16 protein-coding genes and 4 tRNA genes are annotated in these 15,285 nt (G+C 60.0%); 11 read left to right on the top strand and 9 right to left on the bottom strand.

Translation table 11 applies throughout. The features are described 5' to 3' along the window. Position 1 precedes the first annotated feature (1 nt). Genes AC1UK9_RS24020 through yacG form a run of 3 tightly spaced genes read left to right on the top strand, consistent with a single transcriptional unit; the run spans position 2 to position 1,691 of the window. Positions 2 to 874: a prepilin peptidase gene (locus AC1UK9_RS24020; RefSeq protein WP_473013619.1), complete on the top strand. Its 873-nt coding sequence runs from the start codon at positions 2 to 4 to the stop codon at positions 872 to 874. Next, positions 871 to 1,494 (top strand): dephospho-CoA kinase, encoded by a 624-nt coding sequence (gene coaE / locus AC1UK9_RS24025; protein ID WP_025108809.1) that lies wholly within the window; start codon positions 871 to 873, stop codon positions 1,492 to 1,494. The genes AC1UK9_RS24020 and coaE overlap by 4 nt, the downstream gene beginning before the upstream one ends. After that, complete coding sequence (gene yacG, locus AC1UK9_RS24030) at positions 1,491 to 1,691, top strand: DNA gyrase inhibitor YacG (RefSeq protein ID WP_025108808.1); 201 nt, start codon at positions 1,491 to 1,493, stop codon at positions 1,689 to 1,691. The genes coaE and yacG overlap by 4 nt, the downstream gene beginning before the upstream one ends. Before the next feature lie 6 nt (positions 1,692 to 1,697). Here the strand turns inward: yacG and AC1UK9_RS24035 are convergent, their stop codons facing one another. Both AC1UK9_RS24035 and AC1UK9_RS24040 read right to left on the bottom strand, forming a co-directional pair. Then, positions 1,698 to 1,913, bottom strand: coding sequence for a hypothetical protein (locus AC1UK9_RS24035; RefSeq protein WP_007909901.1), 216 nt, complete (start codon positions 1,911 to 1,913; stop codon positions 1,698 to 1,700). A gap of 65 nt (positions 1,914 to 1,978) precedes the next feature. Continuing rightward, positions 1,979 to 2,668, bottom strand: coding sequence for an energy-coupling factor ABC transporter permease (locus AC1UK9_RS24040; RefSeq protein ID WP_482578637.1), 690 nt, complete (start codon positions 2,666 to 2,668; stop codon positions 1,979 to 1,981). Positions 2,669 to 2,786: 118 nt separating this feature from the next. Between AC1UK9_RS24040 and AC1UK9_RS24045 the strand changes: the two genes are divergently transcribed. From AC1UK9_RS24045 to AC1UK9_RS24060, 4 genes are all read left to right on the top strand, one after another. Beyond that, positions 2,787 to 3,413 (top strand): DUF1780 domain-containing protein, encoded by a 627-nt coding sequence (locus tag AC1UK9_RS24045; protein ID WP_025108806.1) that lies wholly within the window; start codon positions 2,787 to 2,789, stop codon positions 3,411 to 3,413. Next, a complete protein-coding gene (locus AC1UK9_RS24050) occupies positions 3,410 to 3,937 on the top strand; it encodes an MOSC domain-containing protein (RefSeq protein ID WP_025108805.1) in 528 nt (175 codons plus the stop codon). The genes AC1UK9_RS24045 and AC1UK9_RS24050 overlap by 4 nt, the downstream gene beginning before the upstream one ends. A gap of 51 nt (positions 3,938 to 3,988) precedes the next feature. Beyond that, positions 3,989 to 4,162 carry a DUF3094 family protein gene (locus AC1UK9_RS24055; RefSeq protein WP_003228304.1) on the top strand — a complete coding sequence of 58 codons (174 nt, stop codon included), beginning with the start codon at positions 3,989 to 3,991 and terminating at the stop codon, positions 4,160 to 4,162. Positions 4,163 to 4,225: 63 nt separating this feature from the next. After that, positions 4,226 to 5,524: an NAD(P)/FAD-dependent oxidoreductase gene (locus AC1UK9_RS24060; RefSeq protein ID WP_473013621.1), complete on the top strand. Its 1,299-nt coding sequence runs from the start codon at positions 4,226 to 4,228 to the stop codon at positions 5,522 to 5,524. Positions 5,525 to 5,702: 178 nt separating this feature from the next. On the opposite strand, the gene AC1UK9_RS24065 is transcribed toward AC1UK9_RS24060, so the two are convergent. From AC1UK9_RS24065 to rluD, 7 genes are all read right to left on the bottom strand, one after another. After that, positions 5,703 to 5,779: transfer RNA gene (locus AC1UK9_RS24065), tRNA-Pro, on the bottom strand. Between the two features lie 97 nt (positions 5,780 to 5,876). Then, positions 5,877 to 5,952: transfer RNA gene (locus AC1UK9_RS24070), tRNA-Lys, on the bottom strand. 5 nt (positions 5,953 to 5,957) lie between these two features. Then, a tRNA-Pro gene (locus AC1UK9_RS24075) sits at positions 5,958 to 6,034 on the bottom strand. A gap of 9 nt (positions 6,035 to 6,043) precedes the next feature. Continuing rightward, positions 6,044 to 6,119: transfer RNA gene (locus AC1UK9_RS24080), tRNA-Asn, on the bottom strand. A 296-nt stretch (positions 6,120 to 6,415) separates the two neighbouring features. Next, positions 6,416 to 8,980 (bottom strand): ATP-dependent chaperone ClpB, encoded by a 2,565-nt coding sequence (gene clpB, locus AC1UK9_RS24085; protein ID WP_473013622.1) that lies wholly within the window; start codon positions 8,978 to 8,980, stop codon positions 6,416 to 6,418. Positions 8,981 to 9,111: 131 nt separating this feature from the next. Further along, positions 9,112 to 9,834 carry a peptidoglycan editing factor PgeF gene (gene pgeF / locus AC1UK9_RS24090; protein ID WP_473013623.1) on the bottom strand — a complete coding sequence of 241 codons (723 nt, stop codon included), beginning with the start codon at positions 9,832 to 9,834 and terminating at the stop codon, positions 9,112 to 9,114. Further along, a complete protein-coding gene (gene rluD / locus AC1UK9_RS24095) occupies positions 9,831 to 10,793 on the bottom strand; it encodes a 23S rRNA pseudouridine(1911/1915/1917) synthase RluD (RefSeq protein ID WP_102356476.1) in 963 nt (320 codons plus the stop codon). Before rluD ends, pgeF begins: the two co-directional genes overlap by 4 nt. A gap of 151 nt (positions 10,794 to 10,944) precedes the next feature. Between rluD and AC1UK9_RS24100 the strand changes: the two genes are divergently transcribed. From AC1UK9_RS24100 to AC1UK9_RS24115, 4 genes are all read left to right on the top strand, one after another. Beyond that, positions 10,945 to 11,964: an outer membrane protein assembly factor BamD gene (locus tag AC1UK9_RS24100; protein ID WP_025108800.1), complete on the top strand. Its 1,020-nt coding sequence runs from the start codon at positions 10,945 to 10,947 to the stop codon at positions 11,962 to 11,964. 125 nt (positions 11,965 to 12,089) lie between these two features. Continuing rightward, positions 12,090 to 12,323, top strand: coding sequence for a PP0621 family protein (locus tag AC1UK9_RS24105; RefSeq protein ID WP_025108799.1), 234 nt, complete (start codon positions 12,090 to 12,092; stop codon positions 12,321 to 12,323). Further along, positions 12,313 to 13,902: a sensor histidine kinase gene (locus tag AC1UK9_RS24110; protein WP_482580522.1), complete on the top strand. Its 1,590-nt coding sequence runs from the start codon at positions 12,313 to 12,315 to the stop codon at positions 13,900 to 13,902. The genes AC1UK9_RS24105 and AC1UK9_RS24110 overlap by 11 nt, the downstream gene beginning before the upstream one ends. After that, positions 13,899 to 15,245 carry a sigma-54-dependent transcriptional regulator gene (locus tag AC1UK9_RS24115; RefSeq protein ID WP_482578638.1) on the top strand — a complete coding sequence of 449 codons (1,347 nt, stop codon included), beginning with the start codon at positions 13,899 to 13,901 and terminating at the stop codon, positions 15,243 to 15,245. The genes AC1UK9_RS24110 and AC1UK9_RS24115 overlap by 4 nt, the downstream gene beginning before the upstream one ends. Positions 15,246 to 15,285 lie beyond the last annotated feature (40 nt).

Consider the following 15,285-nt stretch of genomic DNA (forward strand, 5'->3'; position numbering starts at 1 on the left):
CATGCCTATCGACGAACTTTTCAGTCTGTATCCGCTGGCCTTTGTATTCACCGCACTGTTGCTGGGTCTGGTGGTCGGCAGTTTTCTCAACGTGCTGGTCTGGCGTCTGCCGAAAATGCTCGAACGCGATTGGCGCCAGCAGGCACAGGACGTCCTCGGCCTACCAGGCGATACGCCGCTGCCGACCTACAACCTGATGCTGCCGCACTCCGAATGCCCACACTGCGGCCACCGGATTCGTGCGTGGGAGAACATTCCGCTGCTCAGCTATCTGCTCCTGCGCGGGCGCTGTTCGGCGTGCAGCGCTCCCATCAGCAAACGTTATCCCCTGACCGAACTGGCCTGCGGCCTGCTCTCGGCATTCGTCGCCTGGCATCTGGGTTTCGGCTGGCCGGCCGGTCTGTTGATCGTCCTCACCTGGGGGCTGCTGGCGATGAGCCTGATCGACACCGAACATCAACTGCTGCCCGATGTGCTGGTGCTGCCGTTGCTATGGCTGGGTTTGATCGTCAACAGTTTCGGACTGTTCGTCTCGTTGCACGCAGCACTGTGGGGCGCAGTGGCCGGTTATATGGCGTTGTGGTCGGTGTTCTGGCTGTTCAAATTGCTGACCGGCAAGGACGGCATCGGCCATGGTGATTTCAAGCTGCTGGCGCTGCTTGGAGCCTGGGGCGGCTGGCAGATCCTGCCGCTGACAATCCTGCTGTCATCGCTCGTGGGCGCGGTTGTCGGGGTGATTCTGCTACGTCTGCGCGAGCAGAAAACCTCGACGCCGATCCCCTTCGGCCCCTATCTGGCAATTGCCGGCTGGATTGCCTTGCTCTGGGGTGGTCAAATAACCGACTTCTATTGGCAGTTTGTCGGTTTGAAATGAATACCCCTGTGGAAAAACCCTGGATCCTCGGCCTGACCGGCGGCATCGGCAGCGGCAAAAGCGCTGCGGCCCAGCACTTCATCGACCTCGGAATCCATGTGGTCGATGCCGACCATGCGGCGCGCTGGGTGGTCGAGCCGGGGCGTCCGGCGCTGGCGAAGATTGCCGAGCACTTCGGCCAGGACGTGTTGCAGGCTGACGGCACGCTGAACCGCGCCGCCCTGCGCCAACTGATCTTTGAAGTACCGGAGCAACGTCGCTGGCTCGAAGCCTTGCTGCATCCGTTGATCGCCGAGGAAATCGCCCATCACCTGGCGCTGGCAAAATCGCCTTACGCGATCCTGGTTTCGCCACTGTTGATCGAATCCGGGCAATACGCGATGACCCAACGCATCCTGGTGATAGACGCCCCGCAACAACTGCAGATCGAACGCACCTTGCAGCGTGACCAGACCAGCGAACAGCAGGTCCAGGCGATCCTCAAGGCCCAGTCAAGCCGCGAAGACCGCGTGAGCCGTGCCGACGATGTGGTGGTCAACGACCGCGACCTCGCCTGGCTGCACAGCGAAGTCGAACGTCTGCATCACTTTTACCTGACTTTATCCGGAGGCCAGTCATGAGCCCGATCCCGACCGTAGAATGCCCAACCTGTGGCGCTCCCGTGGAATTTATCCCCGAGAACACGTTTCGCCCGTTCTGCTCCGACCGCTGCAAACTGATCGACCTCGGCGCCTGGGCGTCCGAAGAGCACAAGATTCCGGTGGCCCCGGATGCCGAAGACGAAATGTTCTCCGGCGATTTCGACCCGCGCCACTGATCACAATCAGGGCCGCATGAAGCCGTAGTCCTGATCGTCGTCGAGGTTTTCCGCGAGAAAACGCAACTCGTCGGCCAGGTCTTCGGCGTTGCGCACGGCCTTGCTCTGTTGCACCACCGCACTGAGCAAGGCGCGCAGGCTCAGGCCCGGATCGAAGCCCACCTCCTGTGCCATGTCCAGACTCTGCCGCGTTTCCTGCCTCGCCCACTCATACACACTCATGCCACTGCTCCTGAAGGGATTTGGCCGAGCATGAAATGCCACGAGGGGGGCGGATTTGATGTGGATCAAGACTTGGGATCGTCGTCCTTCCAGGGCGCCGAAAGGTAGCGGGTGCGGTTGAACGTTTCCAGCCACTCGGGGCTGAACACCACCAGCGCGCTGATCACCATGCCGTTGATAAACGCCTCGGGAAAGATCAGCAGCCACAGATAGCCAATGAAGTCTTCCAGCCATTCCGGCATCGCGAACAAGCCGTCGTACCAGAGCAGGCCGAGGCTCAGCACCAGACACAACAATGCCGACAACGCCGCCGCAAAGAATCCGGAACAGAAGATATACACAAACGGATTACGCGGCTGGGCGCGTTCGACTACGATCGCCACGCATTCGGTGATCAACACCGGCAACAGGACCAGCAGCGTACCGTTGACCCCGAGCGCCACCAGATCCTGACGACCGAGCAATACCAGCCCGAGCTGCGCCACCAGGCCACCGACAATCGCCAGCGGCCAGTCCAGCAGCAGCGTCACCGCAGTCATGCCGATGAAGTGGTAAGAAACCCCGGTGTCGAAATCCCTGCGCACCATCCACAGCAGGAACAACGCGAACACGGTGCCGAACAGCAAATGTTGCCGACGACTGTCACTGAACAACTCGACCCACGGCGCGCGCCAGATCGCCCAGACCAGCACTGGCAGGTAAATCAGCCAACCGAGCGTCAGGCTCGTGGATGACAACAGTTCGGCACCGATCATCTTTCCCTCATTTTTTCCGTGGGTTTATATCCTTCGTCGCAGTCTACACCGCCGCCCTGAGAGCATCAGCCGATGCAACGCTTACTGTTTGTCGCATTTGAACGCTAAGCTTGGGCTTATGGATGACTCAGATTATTTACGCCTGCTGACCATCGCGGCCGAGCAAGCCAACGCGTTCCTGTCCAATGCCCGCAAGTGGGAGCGTGAGCGTTGGGTCTGCCAACGCCTGCTGCAAGGCTTGAACATTCCCTACCGCGTCGATGAGTTCGCGCCCGCTGGCGAGCCGCCGGACGTGCTGTTTCGCGACGCCAACTTCGAGGTGTTCTTCGTCCTCGATGAGGGGCGGCGGCTCAACGACGAATGGCGCGACGAACTGCAGCGGCGGCGCAGCGCGTTTTCTCTCAGCCAGTTGGTGCGTCGTGAAGCCAAGCCACGGCGGATCCCGGCCAACGAGTTTCTGTTGCGACTGGCCCCGACCTTGCGCAAAAAGGCGCATAACTACAAAGAGCGTGGCATGGACCTGGGTGAGCTGGACATCATTGCCTTCGCCAGCCTCAAGCGTGAAGTGCTGGACCTCAACAGCCATTTCCCGCCGCCAACCGAATATCTGCGCCAGGGCTGGCGTTCGCTGTCGCTGGTCGGCCCGACCTTCGCCCGGGTGCTGTTTGCCCATCCTGATGCGCCGGACTTCCTGCGCAGCAACCTGGGGCGCAGCATCGTCTTCGATGTCGGGATCAGCCTGTGACGCCGCTGCAGCAGTTGATTGCCGACGTACCGCAGACCGGCCGTGTGCGCTGGATCGGCGTACGCCCGGAGTCCCGTGGCCCGATGCTCGAACTCGATGCCGTCGAGGCGCGGCTCGAAGCCGGACTGACTGGCGATCACGCCCGCCCGGGGGTGCGTAACGCGCGGCAAGTGACACTGATTCAGTTCGAACACCTGGCGGTCATCAATGCGCTGCTGGGCCGGTCTGAAGATCAACCCGTGAGGCCTGAAGATCTGCGTCGCAATCTCGTCATCAGCGGTATCAATCTGTTTAGTCTCAAGGGTCGACGCTTTCGCATTGGCCAGGCGATTTTCGAGACTACCGGCTGGTGTCAGCCCTGCGCGCGCCTGCAAAACAACCTCGGCCCCGGCACCTTTCAAGCGGTGCGCGGGCATGGCGGAATTACCGCGCGAGTGTTACAAAGCGGGATCATTCGCCTCGACGACGGTGTTTCTGTCGAACCGGTTCCGACCAGTGGCTATGCTGCGTTCAACCCGGGATAAAAACCGCTGTAGCTTCCCAACCTTCAGCAACGTCTACCTGACGAGGCCTTTATGACCAGCCGCCTGAACCCCGAAGACCAGAAACATGTCGAAGAGTACCTGCAGTTGTCCCAACACCGTGTCGAGCGCCGGCCTTTCCGGCCGTGGATGCTCCTGGTGCTGGTGCTGGCAGTGACCATTGGTCTGGGCCTGCTGAGCCGACTTATCAGTTACCTGACGCTATGAGCTGCCTCGCGCTCGCTCGGGTAACCGCACCGATTTCCTTTAAAAACCTTGCGAGTTATCCCCATGTCTCATCGTATTGTTATTGTCGGCGGCGGCGCCGGCGGTCTGGAGTTGGCTACCCGTCTGGGTAAGACCCTGGGCAAACGCGGCACCGCCAGTGTGATGCTGGTTGACGCGAACCTGACGCACATCTGGAAACCACTGCTGCACGAAGTGGCCGCCGGATCGCTGAACTCTTCCGAAGACGAACTCAACTATGTTGCCCAGGCGAAATGGAACCACTTCGAGTTCCAGTTGGGGCGCATGAGCGGGCTTGATCGCGCGCAGAAAAAAATCCAGTTGGCGGCCACCTACGACGAGAACGGCATAGAACTGGTCCCGGCCCGTGAAGTGCCGTACGACACGCTGGTCATCAGCGTCGGCAGCACCACCAACGACTTTGGCACCCAGGGTGCAGCGCAACACTGCCTGTTCCTCGACACCCGCAAACAGGCCGAGCGTTTCCACCAGCAACTGCTCAACCACTACCTGCGCGCCCACGCCGGGCAGACCGATGTGGTCGAGCAGATCAGCGTGGCCATCGTCGGTGCCGGCGCCACTGGCGTCGAGCTGGCGGCAGAACTGCACAACGCCGCGCACGAGCTGGCGGCCTACGGTCTGGACCGAATCAAACCGGAAAACATGCACATCACCCTGATCGAAGCCGGTCCACGGGTGCTGCCAGCCCTGCCGGAGCGCATCAGCGGCCCGGTGCACAAGACGCTGGAGAAACTCGGGGTCAATGTGATGACCAACGCGTCGGTCAGCGAAGTGACCGCCGACAGCCTGATCACCGCCGATGGCAACGAGATCAAGGCCAGTCTGAAAGTCTGGGCAGCGGGTATTCGTGCGCCAGGTTTCCTCAAGGACATCGACGGCCTGGAAACCAACCGTATCAATCAGTTGCAGGTGCTGCCGACGCTGCAGACCACCCGCGACGAAAACATCTTCGCCTTCGGCGACTGCGCCGCGTGCCCGCAACCGGGTTCGGACCGAAACGTCCCGCCACGTGCGCAAGCCGCGCATCAACAGGCTTCTCTGCTCGCCAAATCGCTGAAACTGCGCATCGAGGGCAAATCCCTGCCGGAGTACAAGTACACCGACTACGGATCGCTGATTTCGCTGTCACGTTTTTCAGCTGTGGGTAACTTGATGGGCAACCTGACCGGCAGCGTGATGCTTGAGGGCTGGCTGGCGCGGATGTTCTATGTGTCGCTGTACCGCATGCACCAGATGGCGCTGTACGGGCCATTCCGCACGGCGATGCTGATGCTGGGCAGCAAGATCGGTCGCGGGACCGAGCCACGCCTGAAGCTGCACTGATTGGCGTAAACCCTGTAGGAGTGAGCCTGCTCGCGATTGCGGTGGGTCAGTCAATTCATTCATGACTGATACACCGCTTTCACGAGCAAGCCCGTTCCCACATTTGTTTCTGCGGTGCAGTTCAATATTTCGCAGGCAAAAAAAATCCCCGTATCTTTCGATACGAGGATTTTTAATATGGTCGGGGTAAGGGGATTCGAACTCCTGACATCCTGCTCCCAAAGCAGGCGCGCTACCGGACTGCGCTATACCCCGGTAAAAAAAAGGCGACCTTTCAAAGATCGCCTTCTTCGATCAGCGCTTTTGGCCTCTGATCTTAAGATTCGATCCCAGCGCTAACTGGTTTCAAAAATGGTGGGTCGTGTGGGATTCGAACCTACGACCAATTGGTTAAAAGCCAACTGCTCTACCAACTGAGCTAACGACCCAAAAATGGTCGGGGTAAGGGGATTCGAACTCCTGACATCCTGCTCCCAAAGCAGGCGCGCTACCGGACTGCGCTATACCCCGGCTTGAAATTGGCTCCGTGACCAGGACTCGAACCTGGGACCCAATGATTAACAGTCATTTGCTCTACCGACTGAGCTATCACGGAACTACATATTTCAATTTACAACGGTGAAACTTACTGCATCTAGTCACTCGTTCGCATCGCTGCGTTCGTGTGTCTGAGGCGCGCTATTCTACAACCTAGAACACCTCTGTCAACCCCCTAAATTGCTTTCAAGTTAATGATTTGCAACTTATTTCAGTTTTCAACCCAGTGAGTTGAAACGCTGCCGGTGACTGACTGCGGGGCGCACTTTACAAGCCTTTTCCTTAGAGTTCAACAGCCTAACGAAAAAAAGGCCTCGCAAAGCGAGGCCTTCCTTATTTCATTGGCTTTGCCGCTCAGCCGAAAACGATTTCGTCGTTCACCACTTTGCCGGTTGCCGTGTCGCCAGGCATGAAATGCCCTGACAGGATCAACTGCGCCAACGGGTTTTCGATCCAGCGCTGGATCGCACGCTTGAGTGGACGTGCGCCATAAACCGGGTCGTAACCCACAGCAATCAACTTGTCCATCGCTTCCGGGCTCAGCTCCAGCTTCAGCTCGCGCTCGGCCAGACGGCTGCGCAGACGGCCCAGCTGGATCTCGGTAATGCCTGCGATCTGATCCCGCGCCAAAGGCTCGAAGATCACCACTTCGTCGACCCGGTTGATGAACTCGGGGCGGAAGTGACTGGTCAGCGCATCCATCACCGCTGCACGCTGCGCCTCACGGTCACCGACCAATTCCTGGATCTGCGACGATCCGAGGTTCGAGGTCATGACGATCACGGTGTTGCGGAAGTCCACCGTACGTCCGTGACTGTCAGTCAGTCGACCATCCTCGAGCACTTGCAGCAGAATGTTGAATACATCCGGGTGCGCCTTCTCGACCTCGTCCAGCAGGATCACCGAGTACGGCTTGCGGCGTACCGCTTCGGTCAGGTACCCCCCCTCCTCGTAGCCCACGTAGCCTGGTGGTGCACCGATCAGCCGCGCCACGGAATGTTTCTCCATGAACTCGGACATGTCGATCCGCACCATCGCCTCTTCAGTATCAAAGAGGAATTCGGCCAGCGCCTTGCACAACTCGGTTTTACCGACACCGGTCGGGCCGAGGAACATGAACGAACCGCTCGGACGATTCGGGTCCGCCAGCCCGGCACGGGAACGCCGTACGGCGTTGGCCACGGCCACTACCGCTTCGTCCTGGCCGATCACGCGCTGGTGCAACAGGCTTTCCATCTTCATCAGCTTGTCGCGCTCGCCTTCGAGCATTTTCGATACCGGAATGCCGGTCCACTTCGAAACGACTTCGGCGATTTCCTCTTCGGTCACCTTGCTGCGCAACAACTGGTTTTCGCTCTTGCCGTGCTGGTCGACCATTTGCAGGCTGCGCTCCAGGTCCGGGATCACCCCGTACTGCAATTCAGCCATGCGGTTGAGGTCACCTTTACGGCGTGCGGCTTCCAATTCCTGACGCGACTGTTCGATCTTCTGCTGAATCTGTGCAGAACCCTGCACCTCGGCTTTTTCCGAGTTCCAGATTTCTTCCAGATCCGAGTATTCACGCTCGAGGCGAACAATTTCTTCCTGAAGTTTTTCCAGGCGCTTCATTGCCGCTTCATCGCTTTCTTTCTTCAGCGCCTGGGATTCCACCTTCAACTGAATCAGGCGGCGCTCCAGACGATCCAGCACTTCCGGCTTGGAGTCGATCTCCATGCGGATACGGCTGGCGGCCTCGTCGATCAGGTCGATGGCCTTGTCCGGCAACTGCCGGTCAGTGATGTAGCGATGGCTGAGCTTGGCCGCTGCGATGATCGCGCCGTCAGTGATCGCCACCTTGTGGTGAACCTCGTAACGCTCTTTGAGGCCACGCAGGATGGCGATGGTGTCTTCTTCGCTCGGCTCGTCCACCAGGACTTTCTGGAAGCGTCGCTCGAGGGCCGCGTCCTTCTCTATATATTGGCGGTACTCGTTGAGCGTGGTCGCGCCGACACAGTGCAGCTCACCGCGCGCCAGTGCCGGTTTGAGCATGTTGCCGGCATCCATCGAGCCTTCGCCTTTACCGGCGCCGACCATGGTGTGCAGTTCGTCGATGAACAGAATGATCTGCCCTTCCTGCTTCGACAGCTCGTTGAGCAGCGCCTTGAGGCGTTCTTCGAACTCACCGCGATACTTGGCACCGGCAATCAACGCGCCCATGTCCAGCGACAGCAGACGCTTGCCCTTGAGGCCGTCCGGCACTTCGCCGTTGATGATGCGCTGAGCCAGCCCCTCGGCAATCGCGGTTTTACCCACACCTGGCTCGCCGATCAGCACCGGGTTGTTCTTGGTGCGACGTTGCAGAACCTGAATGGTGCGACGGATTTCGTCGTCACGACCGATCACCGGATCGAGCTTGCCGTCTTCGGCACGCTTGGTCAGGTCAACGGTGTATTTATCCAGCGCCTGACGCGACTCTTCGTGGTTGGCGTCATTAACCGCTTCGCCGCCACGCAGATTGTTGATCGCGTTCTCCAGGGCCTTTTTGCTCACACCCTGACCGAGCAGCAACTTGCCGAGTTTGCTGTTCTCGTCCATCGCCGCGAGCAACACCAGCTCACTGGAAATGAACTGGTCGCCCTTCTGCTGGGCCAGTCGGTCGGCCTGATTGAGCAGGCGCGCCAGATCCTGCGACATGTTGACGTCGCCGGTCGGGTTCTGGATTTTCGGTAATTGGTCGAGTTCTTTGGTCAGCTCTTTGCGCAGGCTGTTGACGTCGAAACCCACCTGCATCAGCAGAGGCTTGATCGAACCACCCTGCTGTTCAAGCATGGCTTGCATCAAATGCGCCGGCTCGATGGCCGGATGATCGTGGCCGACGGCCAGGGATTGGGCGTCGGACAAGGCTAACTGTAATTTACTGGTTAAACGGTCTATACGCATGGGTCACCTTCCTTTTGAGCAGGCCGGACCTAAAAAACCATCCTGAATAAAGAAACCTGCCAGATACCGCTATAGATGCGGTCGATTCTGGAAGATTCAAGCGTCGGAGAGTTGATTCAGGTCAGGCAAGTCTAGCGGGTGAGCCAGATCAGGGAGGCGAAACGGCCGGTGCGCGACGCACGGCGATAAGAGAAGAAGCGTGGATCGGTCACGGTGCAGAAACCACCGCCATAAACAGCAGTGACACCCCGTGCAGCCAGACGCAGGCGCGCCAGCAGGTAAATGTCGGCCATGAACTTGCCAGCATTGTGGCTTGGGACGAAGGCGGATGCCGCTTCAGCGAGTTGATTGACGAAGACTTCCCTTACCTCCGGGCCGACTTCAAAGGCTTTCGGGCCGATGGCCGGACCGAGCCAGACCAGTACTTCTGCAGCGGGAACATCCAATGTGTCGAGCGTGGCTTCGAGCACGCCGGCCGCCAACCCGCGCCAACCGGCATGAGCCGCCGCCACGCGAGTGCCTGCACGATCGCAGAACAATGCCGGCAAGCAATCTGCCGTCATCGCAGCGCAGGCAACGCCCGGGGTGTCCGTCCAACTGGCGTCGGCGGTGGCAACCACGCCCGGATCAGCATGGGCCACGGCAATCCCGTGCACTTGCTGCAACCAGGCAGGCTGTATAGAGAAGTAATCGGTCAGACGCCGGCGATTCTCGGCCACAGCCTCTGGACGATCATCAACATGATCGCCCAGATTGAGGCTGTCGAACGGCGCCTCGCTGACACCGCCCTCGCGGGTGGTGACACAGGCCTTGACGCTGGCCGGCGCGGGCCAGTCCGGCGTCAGCCAGTTCATCCGATGAATGCCTCGCGATCCTGCTTGAGCAGGGTCAGCAGCCAGACGAAGTCTTCTGGCAGCGGCGATTCCCAGCTCATGCGCTCACCGGTCGTCGGATGATCCAGTTCGAGGAAGCGCGCGTGCAGGGCCTGACGCGGGAAATGCTTGAGCGATTCGACCATCGTCGGGTTCGCCGCCGGCGGAATGCGGAAACGACCGCCGTACGCCGGATCGCCGACCAACGGGAAGTTGATGTGCGACATGTGCACACGGATCTGGTGGGTGCGACCGGTTTCCAGTTTCACCCGCACATGGGTGTGCGAACGGAAACGCTCCAGCACGCGGTAGTGGCTGACGGCAGGCTTGCCGCCTTCCATCACCGCCATGCGCTGGCGCTGCTGTCCGTGACGACCGATCGGGGCGTTGATCTTGCCACCGGCCGTCACCACACCGATCACGATGCACTCGTAGATCCGGCTCACGCTGCGACTCTGCAATTGAGTAACCAGCTTGGTCTGCGCCTGAATGGTCTTGGCCACCACCATCAGCCCGGTGGTGTCCTTGTCCAGACGATGCACGATACCGGCGCGCGGGACATTGATAATGTCCGGCACGTGGTGCAACAAGGCGTTGAGCAAGGTGCCATCAGCGTGGCCAGCAGCCGGGTGCACCACCAGGCCCGCAGGCTTGTTGATGACCAGGATGTCGTCGTCTTCATAGACGATGTCGAGCTCGATGTCCTGGGCGATCCACTCGCCCTGGGCTTCCTGCTCGGCAGTCAGCTCAAGGATGGCACCGCCATGCACGATGTCGCGCGGGCGGATGACCGCCCCGTCCACAGTCAGGCGACCTTCTTTGATCCAGGCGGAAAGGCGCGAGCGTGAGTGCTCAGCGAAGAGTTGGGCGGCGACTTGATCGAGGCGTTGGCCGCCCAAATCGGACGGCACCTCTGCGCGAAGTTCAATTTTATCGGACATGCTCTGACTGGGCGTCGGCACAGCCTTTGGTTTCGGCTGCGCGCTTGTGGTTAAATACGGCGTCTTTTGCCCCGAGGCTTTTCAACGGGGCGCTCATCATAACAGGACGGCCCCGCCCAAGACAGCGGCCGTCATAGGGACGCAAGCCGCCATGCAAGTGAAACACCTGCTGCTGATCGCCATCCTCGCATTGACCGCTGCTTGCTCATCGAAGGAAGTCGTAGACGAAAACCTGAGCGAAGCCGAGCTGTACCAGCAGGCTCAGACCGATCTGGACAACAACAGCTATACCAGCGCCACAGCCAAGCTGAAGGCTCTGGAGTCGCGCTATCCGTTCGGTCGCTACGCGGATCAGGCACAGCTTGAACTGATTTATGCCAACTATAAAAACTCCGAGCCGGAAGCTGCCAAGTCCGCCGCCGAGCGTTTTATCCGTTTGCACCCACAGCACCCGAACGTGGACTACGCCTACTACCTCAAGGGCCTGACCTCGTTCGACCAGGACGTCGGCCTGCTGGCGCGCTTCCTGCCGCTGGACATGACCAAGCGTGACCCGGGCGCCGCTCGCGACTCGTACAACGAGTTCGCCCAGTTGACCAGCCGCTACCCGAACAGCCGCTACGCGCCGGACGCCAAGCAGCGCATGATTTACCTGCGCAACCTGCTGGCGGCCTACGAAATCCACGTAGCGGACTACTACCTGACCCGTCAGGCGTACGTGGCTGCCGCCAACCGTGGCCGTTACGTAGTAGAAAACTTCCAGGAAACGCCATCGGTCGGCGACGGCCTGGCAGTAATGACCGAGGCTTACCAGCGTCTGCACCTGGACGAACTGGCTGCCACCAGTCTGGAAACCCTGAAGCTCAACTACCCGAACCATCCAAGCCTGAAAGACGGTCAGTTCGTGCCTTCGGTTGCCGAAGCCGACAACCGCTCGTGGCTGAGCAAGGCCACTCTGGGCCTGATCGAATCGCGTCCACCGCTGCCGCCGGGAGAAACCCGCGCCAACCAGGACGTGCAGAAGCAATTCCAGGACGCCAAAGACGCGATCCCGAACGAGCTCAAGCCTAAAGACGACAATGGCGAAGTGATCGAAGAAGAACACCAAGCGGCCGGCAACAACGACGACCGTTCGTGGTTCAGCTACATGACCTTCGGCGTGTTCGACTGATCACACCGGCAACACAAAAAGGGAGATCTGCGGATCTCCCTTTTTTATGGCTGCGCGTTAATAGTCTGTGCGCCTGCCGGCTCCTTGGCTAAACTGCCGAATCATTAGCCGAAAAGCCGCTCATCATGCTTCGTTTACTGTTCTGGATTGTCCTGATTTTCGCTGCGGTCTGGCTGTGGCGCAAATTCAAGGCGCCCGCCTCGTCTGCACAACCGCCGCGCGAGCAAGACGCGGCGCCGATGGTGCGTTGCGCTCATTGCGGCGTGCACCTGCCCCGCGACCGCGCCCTGAACCTTCAGCAACAGTGGTATTGCAGCCAGGCTCACCTTGAGCAAGGCCCGGGTGCCAGTGATCGCTGAGGCCGCCAACGCCGACAGCAAACAGGCCCAGCGCCTGCTGCGCCTTTATCATCTCTACCGTTTAAGCGTCGGCATCACACTGGTGCTGCTGATCTCCAGCAATATGGACAACCGCCTGTTGACGTCGGCCGACGACGATCTGCTGCGCAGCGGCAGCTGGTTGTATCTGGTGTTGAACATCCTGCTGGTAGTGTTTCTGGAGAACACCCGGCGTCCGGCGCAACTGTTCAGCCTGGCGCTGGTGGATGTCCTGCTGCTGTGCGGCTTGTTCTACGCGGCGGGCGGGGTGGCCAGCGCGATCGGCAACCTGCTGATTGTTTCGGTAGCGATTGCCAACACCCTGCTACGCCGGCGTATCGGCCTGTTGATTGCCGCCATCGGCGCGCTCGGAATTGTCGGCTCAAGCTTCCTGCTGAGTTTCAGCCATCCCCTGAGCGCCAATGACTACCTGCAAGCCGGCACTCTTGGTGCCTTGTGCTTTGCGGCGTCGTTGCTGGTCCAGGGCCTGGTTCGGCGCCTGGAAGTCAGCGAGCACCTCGCCGAACAGCGCGCCAGTGAAGTCATCAGCCTCGAAGCCCTCAATGCCCTGATCCTGCAACGCATGCGCACCGGCATTCTGGTGCTCGACGAACAACGCCGGGTGCAACTGGCCAACCACAGCGCCAAAAGCCTGCTGTCCCAGTCGCACCTTGAAGGCCATCTGATCGACGACTACTCCAGCGCGCTGGTCGATCGCCTGCAGTTGTGGATGAACAATCCGACCCTGCGCCCGCAGAGTCTGAAGATTCCCGGCAACGGCCTGGAGCTGCAACCGAACTTCATCGCCCTCGACCAGAGCACCAGCCAGCAAACCTTGGTGTTCCTCGAAGATCTGGCGCAGGTCGCGCAGCAAGCCCAGCAGCTCAAGCTGGCCGCCCTCGGGCGCCTGACCGCCGGCATCTCCCATGAAATCCGCAATCCGCTGGGCGCTATCAGCCACGCCGCGCAGCTATTGGCTGAATCCGAGGAACTCGACAGCGCGGATCGGCGTCTGACGCAGATCATTCAAGACCACTCCAAGCGCATGAACCGAGTCATCGAAAACGTTCTGCAACTGTCACGTCGCCAGCAGAGTGCCCCGCAACGGCTGGATCTCAAGCCGTGGCTGGAACAGTTCGTCGCCGAGAGCCACGAACAGGCGACTGATCGGCAGTTGATTCATTTGCGGATCAATTCCGGGGACTTCGTCACGCTGATGGACCCTGGCCAACTCACGCAAATTCTCGACAACCTGTTACGCAATGGCTGGCGCCACAGCGCCCTGCTGCACGATCCGGCCGAAGTCTGGCTGGCGCTGTTCATCGATCCTGACAGCCAGCTGGCAGTGCTCGAAGTCCAGGACAATGGCCCCGGCGTACCATTGGATCAGCAACCGCATCTGTTCGAACCGTTCTTCACCACCAGCAGCCAAGGCACCGGCCTTGGGCTTTATCTGTCCCGTGAGCTGTGCGAAAGCAACCAGGCGCGCCTAGACTTCAAACCACGCCAAGGCGGCGGCTGCTTTCGCATCACCTTTGCTCACGGACGGAAACAAAGTTGAACACGAGCCCACGGCAAAAAATCCTTATCGTCGACGACGAGCCGGATATCCGCGAACTCCTGGAAATCACCCTGGGACGGATGAAACTCGACACCTTCAGTGCACGCAATCTCGGCGAAGCCCAGGCGCTGTTGCAGCGCAATGCGTTTGACCTGTGCCTGACCGACATGCGCCTGCCGGACGGCACGGGACTGGAACTGGTGCAGCACATCCAGCAACGCTATCCGCAAGTGCCGGTGGCGATGATCACTGCATACGGCAGTCTGGAAACCGCGATCAACGCCTTGAAGGCCGGAGCCTTCGACTTCCTCACCAAACCGGTTGATCTCACCCGCCTGCGCGAGCTGGTCAACACCGCGCTGCGCATGCCTGTCGCCGGCGGCAACGTCACCTCGATCGACCGACGGCTGCTGGGTGACTCGCAACCGATGCGCAACCTGCGTAAACAGATCGACAAGCTCGCCCGTAGCCAGGCACCGGTGTACATCAGCGGCGAATCCGGCAGCGGCAAAGAGCTGGTCGCGCGGCTGATCCACGAACAGGGACCGCGCAACAATCAGCCGTTCGTGCCGGTCAACTGTGGGGCGATTCCGTCGGAGCTGATGGAAAGCGAGTTTTTCGGCCATCGCAAAGGCAGCTTCACCGGCGCCATGGAAGACAAACCGGGCCTGTTTCAAGCCGCACAGGGCGGCACCCTGTTTCTCGACGAAGTGGCGGATCTGCCGCTGTCGATGCAAGTCAAACTGCTGCGGGCGATTCAGGAAAAAGCCGTTCGCAGCGTTGGCGGCCAGCAGGAAACCGTGGTCGATGTGCGCATTCTTTGCGCAACCCACAAGGATCTGGACGCGGAAGTCGCCGCCGAACGCTTTCGCCAGGACCTGTATTACCGGTTGAACGTGATCGAACTGCGCGTGCCTTCCTTGCGCGAACGGCGCGACGACATTGAGGTACTGGCCGCGCACATGCTCCAGCGTCTGGCCAGCGGTAGCGGCCAACTGGCAGCCCGCCTGCACCCACAAGCACTTGAAGCGCTAAAGAGTTACCGCTTTCCGGGGAATGTGCGGGAACTGGAGAACGTCCTCGAACGTGCGCACACGCTGTGCGAAAACCAAATAATCGAGGCCGAAGACTTGCGCCTGAGCGAAGGCAGTTGCGCGGTAGAGGGCGGCATTGCCGACCTGACACAGATCGACAACCTTGAGGATTATCTGGAGAACGTCGAGCGCAAGCTGATTCTGCAGGCGCTGGAGGAGACTCGCTGGAACCGCACGGCGGCGGCGCAGCGGCTGAGTCTTTCATTTCGGTCGATGCGTTATCGGCTGAAGAAACTCGGTCTGGATTGAGGGCCAGTTCGCGAGCAAGCCCGCTCCCACATTGAATTTT

Source organism: Pseudomonas sp. AK-TSAG1-1 (assembly GCF_056821665.1).